This is a genomic window from Flexivirga endophytica (genome assembly GCF_014640635.1).
GTDB classification, from domain to species: domain Bacteria; phylum Actinomycetota; class Actinomycetes; order Actinomycetales; family Dermatophilaceae; genus Flexivirga; species Flexivirga endophytica.
In genome coordinates, this window is the sequence record NZ_BMHI01000001.1 from 196,012 (window position 1) to 217,695 (window position 21,684).

The 21,684-nt window shown below is 66.9% G+C and carries 18 protein-coding genes; 14 read left to right on the forward strand and 4 right to left on the reverse strand.

The window, feature by feature from the left end:
* The first annotated feature begins 41 nt into the window (after window positions 1-41).
* Entirely contained in the window at window positions 42-2,636 is a 2,595-nt protein-coding gene (glgP, locus tag IEX71_RS00925) for an alpha-glucan family phosphorylase (RefSeq protein WP_188835105.1), read from the forward strand.
* Window positions 2,637-2,766: 130 nt separating this feature from the next.
* Window positions 2,767-2,997 carry a hypothetical protein gene (locus tag IEX71_RS00930; RefSeq protein ID WP_188835106.1) on the forward strand — a complete coding sequence of 77 codons (231 nt, stop codon included), beginning with the start codon at window positions 2,767-2,769 and terminating at the stop codon, window positions 2,995-2,997.
* Window positions 2,998-3,065: 68 nt separating this feature from the next.
* Here the strand turns inward: IEX71_RS00930 and IEX71_RS00935 are convergent, their stop codons facing one another.
* Both IEX71_RS00935 and IEX71_RS00940 read right to left on the reverse strand, forming a co-directional pair.
* The gene (locus IEX71_RS00935) at window positions 3,066-4,784 is read right to left on the reverse strand and encodes a thiamine pyrophosphate-dependent enzyme (RefSeq protein WP_188835107.1); all 1,719 of its coding nucleotides are present in this window, start codon (window positions 4,782-4,784) and stop codon (window positions 3,066-3,068) included.
* Entirely contained in the window at window positions 4,781-6,337 is a 1,557-nt protein-coding gene (locus IEX71_RS00940) for an FMN-binding glutamate synthase family protein (protein WP_188835108.1), read from the reverse strand. The genes IEX71_RS00935 and IEX71_RS00940 overlap by 4 nt, the downstream gene beginning before the upstream one ends.
* 84 nt (window positions 6,338-6,421) lie before the next feature.
* On the opposite strand from IEX71_RS00940, the gene IEX71_RS00945 reads away from it, so the two are divergent.
* Complete coding sequence (locus IEX71_RS00945) at window positions 6,422-6,808, forward strand: hypothetical protein (protein WP_188835109.1); 387 nt, start codon at window positions 6,422-6,424, stop codon at window positions 6,806-6,808.
* Window positions 6,805-7,233 (forward strand): hypothetical protein, encoded by a 429-nt coding sequence (locus IEX71_RS00950; RefSeq protein ID WP_188835110.1) that lies wholly within the window; start codon window positions 6,805-6,807, stop codon window positions 7,231-7,233. The genes IEX71_RS00945 and IEX71_RS00950 overlap by 4 nt, the downstream gene beginning before the upstream one ends.
* Window positions 7,234-7,797: 564 nt before the next feature.
* Here IEX71_RS00950 and IEX71_RS00955 read toward each other — a convergent pair.
* On the reverse strand, window positions 7,798-8,403 hold the full coding sequence (locus IEX71_RS00955; RefSeq protein ID WP_188835111.1) for a TetR/AcrR family transcriptional regulator: 606 nt from the start codon (window positions 8,401-8,403) through the stop codon (window positions 7,798-7,800).
* A gap of 80 nt (window positions 8,404-8,483) precedes the next feature.
* Here IEX71_RS00955 and IEX71_RS00960 point away from each other — a divergent pair, with 80 nt between their 5' ends.
* The 7 genes from IEX71_RS00960 to IEX71_RS00990 all read left to right on the forward strand — a co-directional run bounded on the left by IEX71_RS00960 (window position 8,484) and on the right by IEX71_RS00990 (window position 17,123).
* Window positions 8,484-9,434 (forward strand): DUF3995 domain-containing protein, encoded by a 951-nt coding sequence (locus tag IEX71_RS00960; protein ID WP_188835112.1) that lies wholly within the window; start codon window positions 8,484-8,486, stop codon window positions 9,432-9,434.
* Between the two features lie 114 nt (window positions 9,435-9,548).
* Window positions 9,549-10,565 carry a LacI family DNA-binding transcriptional regulator gene (locus tag IEX71_RS00965; RefSeq protein ID WP_188835113.1) on the forward strand — a complete coding sequence of 339 codons (1,017 nt, stop codon included), beginning with the start codon at window positions 9,549-9,551 and terminating at the stop codon, window positions 10,563-10,565.
* A 122-nt stretch (window positions 10,566-10,687) separates the two neighbouring features.
* Window positions 10,688-12,010, forward strand: a complete 1,323-nt coding sequence (locus tag IEX71_RS00970; protein ID WP_229749353.1) for an ABC transporter substrate-binding protein — start codon at window positions 10,688-10,690, stop codon at window positions 12,008-12,010.
* A complete protein-coding gene (locus IEX71_RS00975; RefSeq protein ID WP_188835114.1) occupies window positions 12,010-12,948 on the forward strand; it encodes a carbohydrate ABC transporter permease in 939 nt (312 codons plus the stop codon). The genes IEX71_RS00970 and IEX71_RS00975 overlap by 1 nt, the downstream gene beginning before the upstream one ends.
* Complete coding sequence (locus IEX71_RS00980) at window positions 12,941-13,783, forward strand: carbohydrate ABC transporter permease (protein ID WP_229749354.1); 843 nt, start codon at window positions 12,941-12,943, stop codon at window positions 13,781-13,783. Before IEX71_RS00975 ends, IEX71_RS00980 begins: the two co-directional genes overlap by 8 nt.
* Complete coding sequence (locus IEX71_RS00985) at window positions 13,780-15,753, forward strand: glycoside hydrolase 5 family protein (protein WP_229749355.1); 1,974 nt, start codon at window positions 13,780-13,782, stop codon at window positions 15,751-15,753. Before IEX71_RS00980 ends, IEX71_RS00985 begins: the two co-directional genes overlap by 4 nt.
* Window positions 15,750-17,123, forward strand: a complete 1,374-nt coding sequence (locus IEX71_RS00990; protein WP_188835115.1) for a GH1 family beta-glucosidase — start codon at window positions 15,750-15,752, stop codon at window positions 17,121-17,123. The genes IEX71_RS00985 and IEX71_RS00990 overlap by 4 nt, the downstream gene beginning before the upstream one ends.
* A 142-nt stretch (window positions 17,124-17,265) precedes the next feature.
* Here IEX71_RS00990 and glgX read toward each other — a convergent pair whose 3' ends face one another.
* On the reverse strand, window positions 17,266-19,419 hold the full coding sequence (gene glgX / locus IEX71_RS00995) for a glycogen debranching protein GlgX (RefSeq protein WP_188835116.1): 2,154 nt from the start codon (window positions 19,417-19,419) through the stop codon (window positions 17,266-17,268).
* 124 nt (window positions 19,420-19,543) lie between these two features.
* Between glgX and IEX71_RS01000 the strand changes: the two genes are divergently transcribed.
* The 3 genes from IEX71_RS01000 (at window position 19,544) to IEX71_RS01010 (ending at window position 21,596) form a co-directional block, all read left to right on the forward strand.
* Window positions 19,544-20,089: a T3SS (YopN, CesT) and YbjN peptide-binding chaperone 1 gene (locus IEX71_RS01000; protein WP_188835117.1), complete on the forward strand. Its 546-nt coding sequence runs from the start codon at window positions 19,544-19,546 to the stop codon at window positions 20,087-20,089.
* Between the two features lie 160 nt (window positions 20,090-20,249).
* Window positions 20,250-20,618 (forward strand): hypothetical protein, encoded by a 369-nt coding sequence (locus tag IEX71_RS01005; RefSeq protein ID WP_188835118.1) that lies wholly within the window; start codon window positions 20,250-20,252, stop codon window positions 20,616-20,618.
* Between the two features lie 192 nt (window positions 20,619-20,810).
* Window positions 20,811-21,596: an electron transfer flavoprotein subunit beta/FixA family protein gene (locus IEX71_RS01010; RefSeq protein ID WP_188835119.1), complete on the forward strand. Its 786-nt coding sequence runs from the start codon at window positions 20,811-20,813 to the stop codon at window positions 21,594-21,596.
* The last annotated feature ends 88 nt before the right edge of the window (window positions 21,597-21,684 follow it).

Here is a 21,684-nt window from a genome sequence, read left to right on the forward strand (position 1 = left end):
ACGAATTCACGTGGGGCGTTCCCGCCCCTACGATCGGTGCCGTGAAAGCCATTCGTCGTTTCAATGTCCGCACCGCGCTGCCCGAGCAGTTGGCCCCGTTGTCGGACCTCGCGACCAACCTGCGCTGGTCGTGGCACCGTCGCACCCGTGATCTGTTCCGGGACATGGACCCGGTCGTCTGGGACAGGGTGCACGGTGACCCGGTCGCCCTGTTGGCCGGCCTGACACCCCAGCGGCTGGCTGCGCTTGCGGCCGACGCGGAATTCGTCGGACGGGTGCGTGCCGCGGCGGACGGCCTGTCGACATACCTGACGGCCCCTGCCTGGTACGACGAGTTCGGACAGCAGAACGACGCCGCGGCGTCGATCGCCTACTTCAGCGCGGAGTTCGGCATCACGCACGTCCTCCCGCAGTACTCCGGCGGCCTGGGCATCCTCGCCGGCGATCACCTGAAGTCCGCCAGTGACCTCGGGGTGCCGATCGTCGGCGTCGGCCTCTTCTACAAGGAGGGCTACTTCAACCAGCAGTTGTCCGCCGATGGCTGGCAGCTGGAGAGCTACCCGCTGCTGGACCCCGACGGCCTGCCCCTGACGCTGCTGCGCGAGGCCGACGACACGCCCGTGGAGATCACCCTCGCGCTGCCCGAGGACCGCACCCTGCACGCCCGGGTGTGGCGCGCCCAGGTCGGCCGGGTGCCGTTGTTGCTGCTGGACTCCGACGTCGAGGCCAACGACCCGTCGGCCCGCGAGCTGACCTCCCGGCTGTATGGCGGGGGCGGTGACCAGCGGCTGCAGCAGGAGATGCTGCTGGGCATCGGCGGTGTGCGGGCGCTGCGCGCCTGGAGCCGCCTGACGCAGGCACCGCACCCGGAGGTCTACCACTGCAACGAGGGCCACGCCGGATTCCTCTCGGTGGAACGGATCCGCGAGATGGTGACCGGCGCCGGGCTGGACTTCGAGCAGGCCCGTCGGGCGGTGCGGGCGAGCAACGTCTTCACCACGCACACGCCGGTGCCGGCCGGCATCGACCGGTTCGACGCCGAGCTGGTGCGCACCCACTTCAGCGGCAGCGCGCAGCTGGCCGGCGTGCCGGTCGAGCAGATCCTGCCGTTGGGGGCCGAGGACTACGAGGGTGGCCAGGACGGCATCTTCAACATGGCTGTGATGGGCCTGCGGATGGCGCAGCGCAGCAACGGGGTCTCCCAGTTGCACGGTGCCGTGAGTCGCTCGATGTTCGAGCAGCTGTGGCCCGGGTTCGACGATTCAGAAGTCCCGATCACCAGCATCACCAACGGCGTTCACGCTCCGACATGGATGGATCCGCGCGTCATCGAGCTCGGTCGCAAATACCTCGGTGAGACCGATGTGCGCGAGGCGATCGGTTGGGACCGTGTCGCACGCGTGCCCCGGACCGAGATCTGGGCGGTCAAGCGCGAGCTGCGCCGCCAGCTGGTGCTCGACGTGCGTGACCGGGTCCGCGACTCGGCACGCTTCCGTGGCGCCAGCGACGCCGAGCTCGGCTGGCTCGACAACCTGCTCGACCCCGACGTGCTCACGATCGGCTTCGCCCGACGGGTGCCGACCTACAAGCGCCTCACCCTGATGCTGCGCGACCCCGAGCGCCTGGCCAAGTTGCTGCTCGACCCCGAGCGCCCGGTGCAATTGGTCATCGCGGGCAAGTCGCACCCGGCCGACGAGACCGGCAAGAAGCTCATCCAGGACATGGTGCAGTTCACCGACGACCCGAAGCTGCGGCACCGGATCGTCTTCCTGCCCAACTACGACATGCAGATGGCGCAGTCGCTGATGCCGGGCGTGGACGTCTGGTTGAACAACCCGCTGCGTCCTTACGAGGCGTCGGGGACGTCGGGGATGAAGGCCGCGCTCAACGGCGGCCTGAACCTGTCGATCCTGGACGGTTGGTGGGACGAATGGTTCGACGGCAGCAATGGCTGGGCGATCCCTTCGGCGGATCCAGCACACGACACCGCCAGCTCCACCATGGACCCGGAGCGCCGTGACGACCTGGAAGCCGCCGCGCTCTACGACCTCATCGAGACCCAGGTCGCGGCACGGTTCTACGACCTGGACGGTCAGGGCGTCCCGCAGCGTTGGCTGGAGATGGTCGAGCACACCATGGCCGTGCTCGGGCCGAAGGTGCTCGCCACCCGCATGGTGCGCGACTACACGACCAAGCTCTACACGCCCGCCGCGATTGCCGGGCGTGCAGCGGCCCGCGACGACTTCGGACTCGCGAAGGACCTTGCGTCATACAGCGCACAGGCGCGGGAAGCCTTCGCGCACCTGCGGATCGAGCATGTCGAGGCGGACGGCGTCACCGACGCCCCGCTGCTCGGTGAGCGTCTGACCGTGCGGGCGTATGTCGCACTCGCCGGCCTACGCCCGGAGCAGGTGCTGGTGCAGATCGTGCACGGCCGGGCCAGCGACACCGATGAGCTGCACGACACCGACACCACCGAGCTCTACCCGGTCGAGGATCTCGGCGACGGGCGGGCGCGCTTCGAGGGCGCGGTCACCCTGGGGCGCACCGGGGCGTTCGGTTACAGCGTGCGCGTGCTGCCGCGGCATCCCGGCCTGGCGAACGTCGCCGAGCTCGGGCTGGTCGTCAACGCATAAGCGGGTCGAGTGCCCGGGGAGCGCAGCGGAGGAGGTGTGTCGAGACCACGCCTGCAGATGGTGCGCTCCACCGCGCTATCTGCACGCCCCGGACAGGGCTAGTCTCGAAGAGAGATCTCGGGAGGGCCCCATGAGTCACGCAACCGCAACAGCAGTTACCGCACCGGTGCATCAACTCGTCGTGCCGATGCCGGAAGTGGTCATTCCCGATGTGGGCGCGTTGGAACGCGTCCAACTGGCTGGCGCGGGCCAGATCGTGGTGCGACAGCGCGCCGGTTGGATGAGCGTTCCCGCTACGTCGATCTCGTGGGCCGGTCCTGCCAAGCGGGCCGCGCTGAACACGTCCTTCCCACTCAGCTGATCCGACTCTCCGCTCCGGTTGCACACATCGCGCGGTAGACCGTGCGATGTGTGCAACTGGGGCGGGCGCTACCGGCTCTCCAGGAACTCCTTGGACTTGGCGATCGCGAAGCCCCACGCCTGGGAGGGCGTTGCCTTCGGCGGTAGCGCGATCTCGTCGGGGTTGGTGAGGAAGTCCAGCAGGAACGGCCCGTCGTGCGCGAGTGCCTCCTGTATGGCGGAGTCGACGTCCTCCGCTCGCGAGACCTGGAGCGCGCGCAGGCCGAGAGCCGCTGCGACTTCGGCGATGTCCGGGTTGTCCAGCTCGGTCCCGAACTCCGGCAGACCGCCCTGCTCCTGTTCGAGCTTGACCATCCCGAGACGTCCGTTGTCGTAGACCACGAACGTGACCGGCAGCCGGTAGGTCACCGCGGTCCGCAAGTCCCCGAGCAGCATCATCAGGCCGCCGTCGCCGCAGTTAGCGATCACCTGGCGCTTTCGATCGAGCGCCTGTATGCCGAGTGCCTGCGGCATCGCGTTGGCCATCGAGCCGAGGTTGTAGGACCCGACCAGCTTGCGGTCGCCGCGCATCTGCACGAAGCGGCTGAGCCAGACCGTCGACATACCGGTGTCGCTGGTGAAGACGGCGTCGTCGGACGCGTGCCTGTTCAGGGCGTCCGCGACGACCTCCGGGCGGATGCGTTCGTCCGGGTTGTCGGCTTTGCTGCGCAGCTTGCCCAACCATTTCCGGTCGTGGCCGGGATCGGTCAGCCTGGCCTGATCCTCGAGCCACTTCGCGTAGGCGTCGGTCGCGGCGCGCAGGTGCTTGTCGCTCTCCTTGGTCGACAGTGATTGGTTCAGAGCCCGCAGCGTCGGCCCGGCGTGCCCGACGAGCGCGTGATCGACCGGCGTACGACGGCCGATGTGTCCCGCCCGCGAGTTGAGCGCGATCACCGTCTTGCCCTGCGGATACCAGTCCCGATAGGGGAAATCGGTGCCGATCAGGAAGAGCACGTCGCAGTCGTCGAATGCCTTCTTGGTCGACGGATTGCCGATCAGCCCGGACTGGCCGATCTGGTAGGGGTTGTCCGCGTCCAACCCGGCTTTTGCCTTGAGGGTCAACACCATTGGAGCCTTCAACCGCTCGGCCAGTGACAACACCTCGGCGCGGTCCTGCGCAGCGCCGCACCCGACCAGCAGCGTCACCTTGTCGGCAGCATTCAACACGTCTGCGGCGGCCGCGACCTGATTGGCCGGTGCCGCCACCTCGGCGGATTGCGGGGCGAACTTCGGCGGCCGGTCGTCCTCGACCTCGAGCGAGCCGACGTCTCCGGGCAACGTGAGCACCGCGACTCCCTGCTCGGCATACGCGATGTTGACCGCCTGCTCCAGCAGCTGTGGCAGTTGGCCGGGACTGGTGATGGTCTGCGCGAAATCGGCCACGTCGGCGAACAGGACGTCGTTGTTGACCTCCTGGAAGAAGTCGCTGCCGATGTCCGGCGTAGGAACCTGCCCACAGATTGCCAGCACCGGAGCGTGCGACTTCTTGGCGTCATACAAGCCGTTGAGCAGGTGGATCGAGCCGGGGCCGACGGTGCCCATGCAGACCCCGATGCGTCCGGTCATCTGGGCCTGGGCGCCGGCAGCGAAGGCGGCAGCCTCCTCGTGGCGGACACCGATCCACTCGATGCCGTCTCGGCGGCGGATCGCATCGGTGATCGGGTTGAGCGCGTCACCAACGACGCCCCAGACCTGGGTCACCCCGTGGTCGGCCAGTGCTGCAACGATCAGTTCGGCGATGTCGCTCATGCGGGTTTCCCTTCCCCGGCGCGGTAGGTCGAGATCTGCGGAGTGAAGGCATCGGCGCTGGCGGCCTGCCAGTCCTTCGCCCATTCCTCCGGCGCCGCTTCGAGCAGTTCACCGGGCTGCAGCCAGGTGAACAACTCGGCATAGCTACGGCTCTCGTTCGGTGAGATGTTGTGCCGGAGCATGTGCGGGCTGAGTTCGTGCGGTTCGCGGGCACCCAGGGTCGCCATGATCTGGGCGGCCTGCTCCACGGTCGCCTGGTGATAGCGGTGCACGCGCTCGCTCTTGTCCGGCACGTCGAGCGCCCGGGCGCGCCGCGGGTTCTGGGTGGCGACTCCGACGGGGCACTTGCCGGTGTGACACTCCTGTGCCTGGATGCAGCCGACAGCCATCATCATTGCGCGCGCGGCGTTCGTGTAGTCCGCTCCCTGGATGAGCCGCTTGACGATGTCGGCACCGCCGGCGATCTTGCCGCTCGCGCCGAGCTTGATGTTGTCTCGCAGCCCCGTGCCGACCAGGGCGTTGTGCACGACCATCAGGCCGTGGGTCAGCGGCATACCGACGTGGTCCTCGTACTCCAGCGGTGCTGCTCCGGTGCCGCCCTCGGACCCGTCGACGATGATGAAGTCCGGAGCCGTGCCGACCTCGCGGATCGCCTTGCAGATGGCCAGCACGTCCATGCGCGACCCGACACAAAGCTTGAAGCCGGCCGGCTTTCCGCCGCTGAGGTCGCGCATCTTCGCGATGAACTCGATCAGCTCGACCGGGGTGGAGAAGACCTTGTGCCGCGCCGGGCTGACGCACTTCTCACCCTCGGGAACGCCTCGGAACTGCGCGATCTCGGCGGTGACCTTGGCGGCGGGAAGGACGCCACCGATACCGGGTTTGGCACCCTGGCTCAGCTTGAGCGAGACGCACTTGACCTGATCGTCGGTGGCCTTGTCCCGGAAGAGCTCCGGGTCGAAGTCACCGTCCTTGGTGCGTGCACCGAAGTAGCCCGAGCCAATCTCCCAAACCAGGTCGCCACCGAACTCCTGGTGGTATGGCGTCAGTCCTCCCTCGCCGGTGTCGTGCGCGAAACCGCCGAGTCGAGCACCCTTGTTGAGCGCACGGATCGCGTTGGCGGACAAGGCGCCGAAACTCATGGCCGAGACATTCAGCAGCGACATGTCGTAGGGCTTGCTGCAGTCCGGTCCGCCGACCCGGACACGCGGCGGGTCCTCGGGCTTCTCGAGCGGCGCCGTCGAGTGCACCAGCGACTCGTAACCGGCGCGGTCCACGTCACGTTCGGTGCCGAACGGTTGCTCGGCCATCGTCCCCTTGGCGCGCTGGTAGATGATCGACCGGGTGTCGCGGTCAAAGGGCCGACCGTCCCAGTTGCGTTCGATGAAGTACTGCTGGAGCTCCGGTCGGATGTCTTCCAGCAGATAGCGCAGGTGGCCGACCACCGGATAGTTGCGAAGCACCGAGTGCTTGCGCTGCACGAGATCCCGCACTGCCAGGCCCGCCAGCGACCCTGCCGTCGCCAGGGCTGTTGCCTGCTGCCATCGCACCATTCGTCTGCTCCTCGTCTCCGTCGAATACCTGGGACACCGTTCAGCCCGGCCATCGTGTGGGCCCCAGCTGCGTACTTGCTGAGCATGACGGGTCCGTACGATGTGCGGGTGCTGTTGCCCCTCACCATCGTGCTTATCGCATTGCTTGCGGTCTTGGCCATCGATGCGGCATATCTGACCGCGCGCGGCAAGCCGGTCGACAACCCGATGTTCTTCCTCGCCTGTGCCGCCGAGCTCGCGGTCATCGCGCAGCTCGTGGTCGGGATCGCCCGCATCGGGGACGCCGACGCGCACATGTCCAAGGGACTGTTCGTCGCCTACCTGGCAGGGCTCGTATGTGTCCTGCCAGTGGCTGGTTTCTGGGGGATCGCAGAGCGCGAGTCCCGATGGGGGACAGGCGTTCTCCTCGTTGCGACCCTCGGCCTACTGGTCATGGTGGCTCGCCTTCTACAACTCTGGAATGGCGTATGACAGACACCCCGAACTCCTCCAGCTCCAAGACTCGGATCAACAGTGGGCCGGGCCGCATGCTGGTGGCGGTCTACGGACTGCTCGGGCTTGCGGCAACAGGTCGCTCGATCCTGCAGATCGCCCAGACCTGGCCGGACCAGCATCTGCCCTATTGGCTGTCCGCGGTGGCGGCGGTCGTCTACCTGGTCGCGACCGTCGCGCTGGCTCGAGCGAGTGCTCGCGTTGCCCTGGGAACGATCACCTTCGAGCTTTTCGGCGTTCTCGCCGTCGGCATCTGGTCGTATGTCGACAAGGCTGCTTTCGTGGCACAAGGCAGCGCCGGTGACACGACGGTGTGGTCCAAGTTCGGGCAGGGCTACGGCTACGTGCCGTTGATCCTGCCGATCCTCGGACTGTGGTGGCTGCGGCGCAACGAATCACGCTGATCGGTCGCCCTGGCCCTGGGGCGTGCACGGATCTCCCCAGTGTCGGGGTGTGATCGGTCTGGCGGGCCTGGCGTGTGCACAGGTCTCCCCAGTGTCGGGGTATGACGGGCTCGGCCGGTCCGGGGTGTGCACAGGTCTCCCCAGTGTCGAGGTATGACGGGCTCGGCCGGTCCGGGGTGTGCACAGGTCTCCCCAGTGTCGGGGTGTGACCGGTTTGCCGGGTCCGGGGCGTGCACGGGTCTCCCCAGTGTCGGGGTATGACGGGCTCGGCCGGTCCGGGGTGTGCACAGGTCTCCCCAGTGTCGAGGTATGACGGGCTCGGCCGGTCCGGGGTGTGCACAGGTCTCCCCAGTGTCGGGGTGTGATCGGTCTGGAGGGCCTGGCGTGGGCACAGGTTTGCCGGGTCCGGGGTGTGCACAGGTCTCCCCAGTGTCGGGGTGTGACCGGTTTGGAGGGCCGGGGTGTGCACAGGTCTCCCCAGTGTCGAGGTGTGACGGGTTTGCCAGGTCCGCGGCGTGCACGAGTCTCCCCGGTGTCGGGGTATGACGGCCGACCGAACCCACCTCAGGCGTGAGGGCCGCCGACGGTCAGGATCGCCCGTGTCGAGACGCGCACCGCGTCCTCCAGCCAGGTCGGCATCGACGCCGTCGAGTCGCGCCGCCCGATGTATGGGCGCACCAGACCGTAGGGACTCTGCTGGCAGGCCGTCCGCACGACCTGGAGCCGATGCTGGGTCGCGCGGCCGTAGTAGCGGCTCGCCAGGCGCGCCATGACGCCGAAGACCTCGTCGTTCAGGTGCTCGACCGTGTCCCGCAAATCCGTGGGAGCCGTGGAGACCAGGGCGGGCTGGCGGTAGAGCGTCAGGACGTTGGCCTCGGCGGGATTCTCTCGACAGAACCGGGGCACGTGGATCGCGGCGGTCTCCAGCGCGACGGCCGCGTCGGGCGACCCACCCAACTCGAGCAGATCAGCCTGAAAACGACGGATCCCTCGAATCCACAGGCGAGTCAGTAACTCTTCCCGAGAGCCGAACCGGTGATAGATCGACCCGACCGGGGCACCGGCGGCCGCAGCGATCTGCCCGATGGTTGCGCTCGCGCCATGGCTGAAGACGCTCTCGCGGGCCGCGTCGAGCAGGTTGTCATCGGTGAACTTCGCAGGTCTTGCCACCCGACGACTGTATCGCGTAGTTTACGAACATGAAATCTAGAATTAGTATTCTAAAAACGACAAAAGTCACGACGCCATGGGTGCGTTGGGATGGTGACTGGCTGGTCGACGAGCACCGGCGAAGGATCGAGGGCGGTGTGCCGACGGGGTTCCTGGGCGGACTGTTGGACCCGGCCGCCCGCCTGTGGCCCTCGGATGCCTGGCCGCCGCTCGTGCTGGACGACGGCCTCCGTGTCGGGTCGGACGGAGGGCATGGGCCGATCCGTTACCGCGTCATCGACTCCGACTCCCGGCGGGTGCGATTCTCCTTCGGCGGGGATCGAGAGGGCTGGCACGAATTCCGCGTCGAGGGCGTCGAGGGCGACGTCCTGGTGCACGAAGCCCGGCTCCATCGGCCATCCGCGACAGATCGCTGTTTCGTCATACAACTCCATGACGCACTGATCGAGCATCTGTTGGATGACGCCGAATCGGGCGGCGCGCGATATCCGCGCAGACGGTGGCCGGGTGGTAGCCGCTGGCGCTATCTGCTGGCGGCTGCGGCGCGACCGGACCCGGACTCCGGGCATCGGTCGGTACGACGCCTGGTGGCCGGCGTCATCGGTTCAACCGGGGCGTTGCACCTCGTCTGGGCTGCCGGCAGTAGCTTCCCGGCGCGGACCCGACGCGAGCTGGCACACGCGGTCATCGGTACGACGGGCAAGTCCGGGGGACTGCCGTCGGCCGTCCCGACCGCGGCTGTGGGCGCAGCCCTCGTCGGTCTGGCCGGTCTGGTTGTGGCGCAGCCGTATTCGGATGTGTTGCGAGCTGCAGGCATCCCCTCCACTCGCCGGCTCGACGTGGCACTGCGCATCGCAGAGGCGGTGTTCGGCGCGCGAGGCGTCATTGGACTGATCGGGCCGACCGGAAGCCGGCATCCGCGCTACCGCGTGCTGAATGCCGTCGTGTACTCGCCGCTGTGTCTCCTGCTGGCCGCAGGGTTGCACGCGCTGCTGTCGGGGGACGAGGCCGCCGCGGTCTCCTCGCACTAGCCTTGGCCGGATGGACGCGTTTACGCCGGCTCGCGGGCACCGACCTGGAGCGCAGAGTCTGCTGACGCGAGTAAGTAGACTGCGTGGCAATTCGCCATGACAAGGGAGGACCCGATGGCCGCCAAAGCCACGATGGCCGACATCGCCAAGCAGCTCGGCATCTCCCGTGCGGCGGTCTCGTATGCGCTCAACGCACAGCCCGGGGTGGCTGCGGACACGCGCGAGGCCGTGCTGAAGCTGGCGACGGATCTGGGTTGGCATCCGAGCGCCAGCGCCCGGGCCCTGACGGGTTCGGACATCAAGGTCATCGGTCTTGCGCTGTCTCGCCCGACGGACACCTTCGCTGTTGACTCGTTCTTCTTCGAGTTCCTCGCAGGCGTCGAAAGCGTTCTGGTAGAACGTGGTTGGAGCCTGTTGCTGCGTGTCATCGGAGATCTCCCGGAGGTCGAGATCGAGACCTATCGGCGGTGGTGGGGCGAGGGGCGCATCGACGGCGTCATCCTCGTCGACGAGCGTCATCGCGACGAGCGCATCGCTGCTGTCGAGGAGATCGGCCTGCCCGCGGTCCTGTGCGGCGGGCCTCGCAAGGGGATCGAGCTTCCGTGCGTCTGGACCGACCAGGCCGGTGACGCAGCGCTGATCGTGGAGCACCTCTCCGGACTCGGGCACCGACGCATCGCCCACGTGAGCGGGCCGCGGGACTTCGTGCACGAGCGCGGTCGCCAGCGAGGGGTGCGGACGGCAGCCGCACGACACGGCATTTCGGTCACCACGATCGAGGGAACGTATGCGCCGGGGGATGCACGTGCCGCGGTCGATCAGCTGATGAGCGAGCCCGACCCGCCGACCGCGTTCATCTTCAGCAACGACCACATGTCGGTGGCCGGCCTGCAACAACTGCGGGCCCTCGGCAAATCGGTGCCGACCGAAGTTTCCGTTGTCAGCTGGGATGATTCGCCCCTCACGCAGGCAGTCGAGCCGCAGCTGACGGCGTTGTTCCGCGACAACCAGGCATACGGCCGGCAGGCCGCGGAAGCGCTGCTCGGACTGGTGGCAGGGCAGCACCCGTCCCTGGTCGCGGTGGCACGCTCGCAGCTTCGGGAGAGGTCGAGTTCCGGCCCGATCGGCTGATCGTCCGGCATGCATCACGTGGTAACGATCCGATAACGGCACTATCTACTTACGCGAGTAAGTGGTCTGATGTGACCCGCGCGACAAACCGTCGCGCATGGGTGGCCCGGAGGTTTCCAATCGTGAAGACACGTCTCATTCCAGCGCTGGTGGTCGCGGCAATGGTTGCCAGCACGGCCGCCTGTGGCGGCAGTTCAGGGTCCGGTTCGTCGGACGGCGGTGGTGGTGATTCGGGTTCGGGCACCACGCTGACCTACTGGGCGAGCAACCAGGGCTCGTCCATCGATGTCGACAAGAAGGTCCTGGGCCCCGAGCTGAAGAAGTTCGAGAAGCAGACCGGCATCAAGGTCGACCTGCAGGTCATCGGGTGGCCGGACCTGCTCAACAAGATCCTCGCCGCGACATCGAGCGGCAAGGGACCTGACGTCCTCAACATCGGCAACACCTGGGCGCCGTCCTTGCAGGCGACCGGGGCATTCCTTCCCTTCGATTCGAGCGCGCTCACCGCCATCGGCGGCAAGTCGAAGTTCGTCCCTGCGTCGTTCGCCACCGGTGGGGTGAAGGGCAAGGACCCGACCTCGGTCCCGCTCTACTCGCTGGTCTACGGCCTCTACTACAACAAGAAGATGTTCGCCGAGGCCGGCCTCAAACCGCCGACGACGTGGGAGGAGTTGCAGACCGACGCCAGGAAGCTGACGGACGCGGACAAGGGCACCTACGGCATGGCGATGGAGGGCGGCAGCTACACCGAGAGCGTGCACTTCTCCTTCATCTTCGGCCAGCAGCACGGCGCCGACCCGTTCGATTCCAGCGGCAAGCCGAACTTCACCTCGCCCGGAATGGTCGCCGGGGTCAAGCAGTACGTCGACCTGATGAGCAACAAGGTCGTCAACCCCAGCAGCGTTCAGTACAAGAACGGCCCGGAGGCTCCCGGCGACTTCGCCAAGGGCAAGGCCGCGATGCTGATGAGCCAGAACAACGCCGACAACACCCTCGTCGCGGACGGGATGAAGACGAGCGAGTACGGCGTGGTCGCCATACCGGCGCCGACCGGCAAGAAGGACACCGCGAGCTTCGTTGCCGGCATCAACATGTCGGTGTTCAAGAACACCAAGCACAAGGACGCCGCGCTCAAGTTCGTGAAGTTCATGACCAGTCCGGCCGAGCAGAAGATCCTCGATGTGCCGTTCGCGGCTCTTCCGGTGAACGCCGGCGCGACGCCGAACTTCACCAAGAACGCGGCGGAGGCCAAGACGTTCCAGAACATCCTGGCGACCAAGGCCGTTCCGCTGCCGCTGGTGGCGAACGAGTCGCAGTACGAGACGAATGTCGGCAACGCCGTCAACCAGCTGATCGCACAGGCCGCCACCGGCAAGGCACCGTCGGAGAGTGACATCAAGGCCGCGCTGCAGCAGGCGCAGGACAAGATGGCGTCCGCCGGCTGATGACGTCCCGCCCCACCGTGAAGCGAGCCGGCGGGCGTGGCAACGCCCGTCGGCTCACTCCCTACTTCCTGATCGCCCCGGCGATCATCCTCGAGCTGCTGATCCACATCCTCCCGATGATCGTCGGGGTGTGGATGTCCTTCGTCGGGTTGACCCAGGCATTCATCGCCAACTGGTCGACCGCGCCGTGGAAGGGCCTGTCGTCATACAAATTGGCGCTGGACTTCTCGTCGCCGATCGGCAACAGCTTCCTGCATTCCTTCGAAGTCACCTGTCTCTACACGGTTCTCGTGGTGGGCTGCGCATGGTTCCTCGGTATGTCGGCGGCCCTGGTACTGCACCGCAACTTTCGCGGCCGTGGCTTCTTCCGGACGTTGTTCCTCGTCCCCTACGCGATGCCGATCTACACCGGCATCATGACCTGGAGCTTCATGCTCCAGCGGGACAACGGTCTGGTGAACCACGTGCTGAAGTCGCTCGGGTTGACCAACGGGGACAGTTTCTGGCTGATCGGCAGCAACGCCTTCTGGTCGATGGTCATCATCGCTGTATGGCGCTCCTGGCCGTTCGCGTTCCTGATGTTGCTCGCCGGGCTGCAGAACATCCCGGACGACGTCTACGACGCCGCGTCGGTCGACGGTGCCGGCATCTGGAAGCAGATCCGTTACATCACGATGCCGGCACTGCGGCCGGTCAACCTGGTCATGGTGTTGATGCTCTTCCTCTGGACCTTCAACGACTTCAACACACCGTTCGTGCTCTTCGGCGCACAGCCACCGAAGTCGGCCGACATCATCTCCGTGCACATCTACGGAGCGTCGTTCGTCAACTGGGACTTCGGGTTCGGCTCGGCGATGTCCGTGCTGCTTCTCGCGTTCCTGCTCGTGGTCACGGGTGCCTACCTGCTCATCTTCAACCGGAGGTCACGTCGTGCGTGAACCGTTGTCGTTCAAGGTGTTCCGTGTCGTGATCCTCACGGTGCTGACGCTCTTCGTGCTGGTGCCGATGTGGGTGCTGTTCACCAGCTCGGTCAAGCCGCTCGGCGACGTGCAGGGCAAGTTCGAATGGTGGCCCAGTCACGTGACGTTCCAGCCGTTCAAGGACATCTGGAGCACGGTGCCGCTCGGCAAGTACTTCCTCAACAGCGTGATCGTCTGCTCGATCTCGATGGTGCTGAGCGTCATCGTGGCGATCTTCGCCGGCTACGCGGTGTCCCGCTGGACGTTCCGGGGGCGCAGCGTCTTCACCACGACCATCCTGTCGACGCAGATGTTCCCTGGCATCCTCTTCCTGCTGCCGCTCTTCCTGCTCTTCGTCAACATCGACAAGGCGCTCGGCTTCACGCTGCTCTACCAGACGCGGGTCGGTCTTATCGTCACTTACCTGACGTTCTCGCTGCCCTTCGCCATCTGGATGCTGGCGGGCTACTTCGACGGCATACCAAGGGAATTGGACGAGGCAGCCCGAGTGGACGGTGCGTCGACGCTCACGACGTTGCTGCGCGTGGTGCTGCCGGCCGCGCGGCCGGGTGTGATCGCGGTCGCGGTCTATTCGTTCATGACGTCATGGGGTGAGGTCCTCTTCGCCTCGCAGATGACCAGTCCGAAGACGCAGACCCTGTCGATCGGGTTGCAGAGCTACTCCACCCAGATCAACGTCTACTGGAACCAGGTCATGGCTGCCTCGCTCGTGGTCAGCGTGCCGGTGGTGCTCGCCTTCCTCCTGCTCCAGCGCTATCTGGTGGCCGGCTTGACCGCGGGTGCGGTCAAGTGAGGGAAGGGGTCGAACGGCCGCTGCGCTTCGTGCCGGACTCCGGCGCCGGCCGGGTGTGGTTCGGCAGCAACTTCTGGTCCCGCGGCGGCGGGCCGTTCATGTGGCAGTCGTATGACGAAACCCTCGTGCGGGAGGAGTTGGCCACGATGCGTGGCGCGGGTCTCGACGTCACCCGGTCGTTCCTCTTCTGGCCGCATGCGATGCCGGAGCCGGGGCGCCTCGACCCGGAGGTCATGGACCGCTACGCGCGCTTCCTCGACCTGCACGAGGAGCTCGGGATGCACACGATCCCAACGTTTCTCGTCGGTCACATGTCCGGCGAGAACTGGGACCCGTCCTGGCGCGGCGACCGGGACCTCTACACCGACACCTGGATGGTGGCGCAGCAGTCCAGCTACCTGTCTCAGGTGGCCGCCCGCTTCGCGACGCACCCGGCTGTGGTCGGTTGGCTGGTCTCCAACGAGATGCCGATCTACGGCGGCCCCGCGAAACGCGCCGACGTGACCGCGTGGGCCCAGTTGATGGTCACGGCGATCCGCGCCGGCGATCCGGTCAAGCCGGTGTCGATCGGCGACGGCGCATGGGGTCAGGAGGTCACGGGCAAGGAGAACGGCTTCAGCGTGCGTGACCTGGCCGAGCTGACCGACTTCGTCGGCCCGCACGTCTACCCGATGGGCGACGACGTCGTCCGGCAGCACCTGCGCTCAGCGTTCGTGTGCGAATTGGCGAGCGTGGCAGGGCTTCCGGTGGTGCTAGAGGAGTTCGGGGTCAGCTCCGACTTCGCCTCGGACGCGCATGCCGAGCAGTACTACCGGCAGGTGCTGCACACCACGCTCCTCGCGGGTGCGACCGGTTGGCTCGCGTGGAACAACACCGATTTCGACAACCTGCCCGAGCAGGATCCCTATCGGCACCACCCGTTCGAGCTGCACTTCGGACTGACCCGGGTGGACGGGTCACCGAAGCCGCAACTGGACGAGATCACCGCGTTCCGTGCGGTGGTCGACGAGCTGGACCTGCCGCACTGCACCCGCTGGCCGGCGCAGGTGGCCTTGCTCGTCTCGTCATACCTTGACGCCCCGGAACACTGGACCTTCGAGGAGAGCGAGCGCACCGACATCGCGGCCGCGCTCGAGCAGGCGTATGTCGCCTGTCGGGAAGCCGGACTCGGGCCGGCGTTCGTGCGGGAGCAGGAGCTGTTGCCGACCGAAGCACGGCTGATGATCGTCCCGTCCGTCAAGGCGCTCACCGTGCCGACCTGGTACGACCTGGCTGATCACGCCCTGGCGGGCGGAACCGTCTACGTCTCCTACGGTTTGGGCGATTCGCCCACGCAGCGGGGGCCGTGGTGGACCGGGCTGGAGCCGACATTCGGCGTGCGCCACACACTGCGCTACGGCATGGTCGAACCCGTCCGGGACGACGTCGTGGAGGTCCGCGTCCTGGCCGAGTTCGGCTCGCTCACCGCAGGGGAGACCTTGCGTTTCGACGCCGTCGGCTCGCCCGGTGGGCGAAGCATCCTGCCGGTCGAGGTGCTCGACGCCGACATCATCGCCGTGGATCAGCACGATCGGCCGGTGCTGACTCGTAAGTGGCACGGATCGGGTCAGGCCGTCCTGTGCACCCTCCCGGTCGAGTACTTCGCCGCCAACGCACCGCGCGTCAACCCCGAGGACACCTGGCGGTTGTATGACGCACTCGCGGTTGCGGCAGGTGTCGAGCGTCCGATCAACGTCGCCGATCCGCGCGTGCTGACCGATGGACTGACCCATCGCGACGGGCGCGAATTCGGTTGGCTGATCAACCTGTCCGACGACACCGTCGAGGTGGACACGTATGGCGTGGAGCAACTTTCGCCATACGAAGTCGCCGTCGTCCAGCTTCCCGACACGCCCTTCGCGCTGTCGAGCACGAGCGCCGCAGACTACCGTCAGACCCAACGCATCACGCCCAAAGGAGAAACACCGTGACCGTCCAGTTTCCTGCCGAGTTCACCTTCGGGGCAGCGACTGCGTCCTACCAGATCGAAGGCGCCGTCGCCGAGGACGGCCGCAGGCCGTCGATCTGGGACACCTACAGCCACACGCCCGGCAGGGTCGCCCGTGGCGAGAACGGCGACGTTGCATGTGACCACTACCACCGCTTCGGCGAGGACGTCGCCCTCATGAAGCAGCTGGGGCTTGACAGCTACCGCTTCTCGCTGGCCTGGCCGCGTATCAAGCCCGACGACGGGCCGGTCAACGCGGCCGGGCTGGCCTTCTACGACAAGTTGGTCGACGAGCTGCTCGCCGCCGGCATCGAGCCGGCCGCGACGCTCTACCACTGGGACCTGCCGCAGACGCTGGAGGACAGGGGCGGCTGGCGCGAGCGCGACACCGCCGAGCGCTTCGCGGAGTATGCCGCCGTCGCAGCCGGTCACCTGGGCGACCGGGTGAAGAAGTGGATCACGCTGAATGAGCCGTTCTGCTCCTCGATCCTCGGGTATGCCGACGGCGTGCACGCACCGGGCGCGCAGGAGGGTGAGGGCGCCCTCAAGGCCGCGCATCACCTGATGCTCGCGCACGGACTGGCCACCCAGCAGGTCCGGTCCGCGGTGCCTGACGCACAGGTGGGGATCACACTCAACCTTGCTTCCGTACAACAGGTTTCGGACTCACCGGCGGACGCCGAGGCGGCTCGCCGCAACCTGCTCATCGGTAACCTGATCTTCACCGACCCCGTGCTGGCCGGGACCTACCCCGACCACGCCCGTGAGGTGTGGGCGCCGATCACCGACTTCTCCTTCATCCAGGACGGTGACCTGGCGACCTCCCACCAGCCGTTGGACTTCCTCGGCGTCAACTTCTACTTCCCGAGCCGGCCGAAGGCTGTCGCACACAACGAGCCGGACCCGGCGAAGCGCGTCGCGTCCGACCTGGGCGTCGAGTCGGTCGTGCACGACGGCGAATACCTCACCGAGATGGGCTGGCCCGTCGACGCCGGTGCGTTCACCGACTTGCTGACCTGGCTGCAGGACGCCTATGGCGACGCCCTCCCGCCGATCTACATCACCGAGAACGGCATCGCCTGCCCGGACGTCGTGCGCGAGGACGGTTCGGTCGACGATCAGGACCGCATCCGCTACGTCGGCGATCACCTCAAGGCCGTCAAGGCCGCGATGGACAAGGGCGTCGACATACGGGGCTACTACCTCTGGTCACTCATGGACAACTTCGAGTGGGCACGCGGCTACCAGCCGCGCTTCGGGCTGGTGCACGTCGACTACGACACGCTGAAGCGCACCCCGAAGGCGAGCTTCGACTGGTACCGCAACGTCAGCGCGACACACGAGGTCCCCTGACCGAGCGGACAGGAAAGCGCTGAGCGGACAGGAAAACATGCGCGAAAACGTCGCATTCTCCTGTCCGCTCGGTATGGATGCTGTCCGTTCGGTCAGGTGGTCCCCGGTCGCGGTGCCGGAACGGGGGAGAACTTCGTGGGACCTACGCGCCGAGGAGTATGGCGAACGACCCGGCACGGACGGGTAGTTCGTCGCCGACCGGGATCGACATGCGGGGCAACTCGTCGGGGCGCTCGTAGCGGCTGTCCCAGGCGAGCTCCCACCTGCTGACGCCGGTCTGCTCCGGCACGCGCACGGCGGTGTCCTGCGCGCGACCGTTGAGGACCAACAGGATCCGGTCGTCGTCGACGTCGGAGCCGTCGAAGACGACCTGCAGGATGCGCGTGCCACCGTCGTTCCACTGGTCAGCGGTCATGATGGATCCGTCGGCGCCGTGCCAGTGCAGCGCCGCCAGCGCGTCGCCGTCGATCGGATCACCGGGGAAGAACGCGCGCTGCCGCAGCACCGGGTGCGCCGCGCGGAACTCCGCCAGGAACGTCGTCGTCTCGATGAGGTCCCGTTGCCACGTGGCGAGATCCCAGTCGTACCAACTGATCTCGTTGTCGTGGCAATAGGCGTTGTTGTTGCCCTGCTGGGTGCGACCGAACTCGTCGCCGCCCAACAGCATCGGCACTCCGGCCGACGTGAACATGGTCGCCAGCAGATTGCGGACCGCGCGCCGGCGGAACGTCTCGACACCCTCGCCGGCCGTCTCGTGTCCTTCGACACCGAAGTTCCACGAGCGGTTGTTGTCGCTGCCGTCGTGGTTGTCCTCGCCATTGGCCCCGTTGTGCTTGCCGTTGTAAGAGGTCAGGTCGGCCGCCGTGAAGCCGTCGTGGGTGCTGACGATGTTGATCGAGGCGAGCGGCGACCGGGAGCCGAAGAGATCCTTCGAGCCGGCGATGCGGGTGCCGAGGTCTCCGACGCCGTGGCCGGAATGACCTGCCTGGTCGGCAGCGAGGTCGGTCAGCCAGAAGCTGCGGACCGTGTCGCGGAAGCGGTCGTTCCAGTCGGCGAACGGTGCCGGGAACTGGCCGGTGCGCCACCCGTGCGACCCCACGTCCCACGGCTCGGCGATGAGTTTGACCCGTGACAACACCGGGTCGGTGCGCAGGGCCATCAGGAAGGGGTGGTCGGGGTGGAATGCGTCGTCGAGGCCACGGGCGAGTGCGGGCGCCAGGTCGAAGCGGAAGCCGTCCACCCGCATCTCGGTCGCCCAGTAGCGCAGCGAATCGAGCACCATCCGAACAGTTTCGTGGTGCCGCATGTCCAGCGTGTTGCCGCAACCGGTCACGTCGACGTCGTCGCCCCGTTCGTCCAGGCGGTAGTAGGTCTCCGAGGAGAGGCCGCGCCAGGAGACCGTCGCGCCGCTTCCGCTGCCCTGCTCGCAGGTGTGGTTGTAGACGACGTCGAGGATCACCTCGATGCCGGCTGCGTGCAGCAGCTTGACCATGCCCTTGAACTCGTGGATCGCCTCCTGCGGAGACCGTGCGGACGCATAGGCCGGGTGTGGCGCGAAGAATCCCAGCGTGTTGTAGCCCCAGTAGTTCGTCAGCCCGCGCTGCACCAGTTGTGGCTCGGAGGTCAACGCGTGCACCGGCAGCAGCTCAACGGCGGTGACACCCAACCTGGTCAGATGCGCGATCGTCGCTGGGTGCGCGACGCCCGCGTAGGTGCCGCGCAAGTGCTCCGGCACGTCGGGAAGCTGCTCGGTGAGGCCACGCACGTGCGTCTCGTAGAGCACGGTGCGGTCCCACGGGGTGTGTGGGGGCCGGTCGTCACCCCAGTCGAAGCCGTTGCCGACGACCACGCTTCGCGGGATGTATGGCGCACTGTCGCGCCCGTCCTGCACACCGTCGTCACCGGACAGATCGGCGCCCACCGTGTGACCGAAAACCTCCGGACGCCAGTCGATCTCGCCCACCACACCACGCGCATAGGGGTCCAGCAGCAGCTTCGCGGGGTTGTAGCGGTGGCCGTGCGTGGGATCCCACGGGCCGTGCGCGCGGTAACCGTAGAGCTGTCCCACCCCGATCCCCGACACATGTCCGGCCCACATGCCGTGGGCGTGCTCGTGCAGGGCGACGCGGTGTTCGGCACCGGTGTCGTCGAAGAGGCAGACCTCGACGGCGGTCGCTGCTCCGGCATACACGCTGAACTCGACGCCCCGGTCGTCGACGGTCGCGCCGAGCGGCGGCGGCGCGTCGGGGGAGGTCCGTGCGGTTGCCGCGGAGGTGTCGTTCGTGAGGTCAGGCACCTACGGGAGAGTAGTCACGTCAGGGCCGTCTACGGCGGAGCCTGCATCCGCGGCAGCTATTTCTGATTCTCCGCACTACCCGGGGAGGTGCTACCGAGCGTTCTGGTGAAGTAGCGTGGGTCATATGACAGATCCGACTTCTTTGCCCAACTTCTCCCCACCCGCCCCGGCCTCGTCCGCTCCGGCCGGTGGCGGTCAACTGCAGGAGCGCGTGATGGCCGCTCTGCAGGAGGAGGGCTTCCGCCCCGAGCTCGACGCTGACGGCGACGTCAGTTACAAGGTCGAGGGCCAGCAGCTCTTCGTGCGCTGCGTCGACGGCGAGCCCGCGATGATGCGCGTGTTCGGCCAGTGGCAGATCACCGACGACCTGCCCCAGGACATCACCAAGCAGCTGCTCGCGGCCAACGACGTGTCGCTGAGCCTCAACATCGTCAAGACCGGCCTGGCCAACGGCAACCTCATCGTCACCGGCGAGCACCTGGTCTCCGCCGCGGAAGACGTCAAGACGTTGGTCCAGTCGACGACCCAGATGGTGCTCACGGCCGTGCAGCTGTGGCACCAGGCCGTCACCAGCGACGGCCCGCACGCGGCCAACTCGTCCGAGCCGCCCGCCGTCGCCCAGGCGATGGCGGATGCCGCCCAGGCCGATGCCGCTGGAGACCAGCAGTAATCAGTAACTCTCGAACACACCCACCGGGGCCGGTGGTGGCGCTAATGTCAGCGTCACCACCGGCCCCGGCGGTATGAGGAGGAGCACGGCACATGCGTGAGCTGGCGAGCGATCAAGGGCTCAGGGCGAATGGCGGGGTCCGACGAAGGAGGAGCACGGCATGAGCACCCAGCAGGTCCCGGTTGCGCCGGGCAGTGAAGCAGCCGAGCGCAGCCGGCTCGTGGCTATCACCGTTGCGGTCGTCGGCCTGGTCGGGATGTTCGTCGCGTTGTTGGGCTGGACCGGCGTCGCCAAGGACGTCGACAGCACCATCGGTCTGCCGCCGTGGCTCATCTTCGTTGTCGGTGCGGTCGTCGTCGTCGGCGCGGCGGTCTTCGACCTCGCCGCAGGAGCCCGTTCCGATGTCTATGTCGTCGCTCCCGACCAGCAGCTGACGACCATGCAGTTCATCCTCAACAAGCTCGCCCCATGGATCATCGTCGCGCTGACCGTCGTGGGGATGATCGCGATCTGGCTGCGTCACCACTGAGCCTCGTTCGTCGGGGACTTCGGTGAAGGGCACTCGCGAAAGCTTGTTACTCGCGGGTAGCATGCTGCGGGTAACGGACGGATCGGCTGCGGCATACGATCGCCGCAGGCAAGGGGCTCAGCCCCCGGACTCGCCCGAGAACGCTGACTGACGTCAGACACCCGCACCCTGATGGAAGAGGACGATAGACACATGAACATCGTGGTCTGTGTCAAGTACGTGCCGGATGCGCAAGCCGACCGCACGTTCAATGAGGACAACACGACGGATCGTTCGAATGTGGATGGTTTGTTGTCGGAGCTCGACGAGTACGCCGTCGAGGCGGCGTTGAAGCTCGTGGAGGGCAGTGAGGACGAGGTGACGGTGTTGACCGTTGGCCCCGATGGTGCTGCCGACGCGATCAAGAAGGCGTTGCAGATGGGTGCGCACAAGGGTGTGCACGTGCTCGACGACGCGATCCACGGCAGCGATGCGCCGGCGACGTCGCTGGTGCTGGCCGAGGCCGTGAAGAAGGCTTCCGGCGGCACTCCGGAGCTGGTGTTGATGGGTCTGGCGTCCACGGACGGCACGATGAGCGTGGTTCCGGCGATGTTGTCCGAGCGTCTGGGTCTGCCGCAGGTGACGCAGCTGTCGACGCTCGAGGTGGCCGACGGTGTGGTCAAGGGTCGCCGGGACAGCGACACCGCGTCGGACTCGTTCGAGGCGCCGCTGCCGGCCGTGGTGTCGGTGACCGACCAGATCAACGAGCCGCGCTACCCCTCGTTCAAGGGGATCATGGCGGCCAAGAAGAAGCCGGTCGAGACGTGGTCGCTGGCGGACCTGGGTGTCGATGCCGGTCAGGTCGGTCTGGACAACGCGGCTACGAAGGTGACCTCTTTCACCGCGCGTCCGCCGCGCGAGCAGGGCGAGATCGTGACCGACGAGGGCGACGGCGGCACCAAGCTGGCCGAGTTCCTCGCCAAGGCGAAATTGATCTGACCCTCGTTCCTGACTGACTTTTGGGCGCAGGTATGACGATGCCGGGACGGACGAGCCTGCGAGTCCGCCCGGAGGAGGAGTGCCTGCC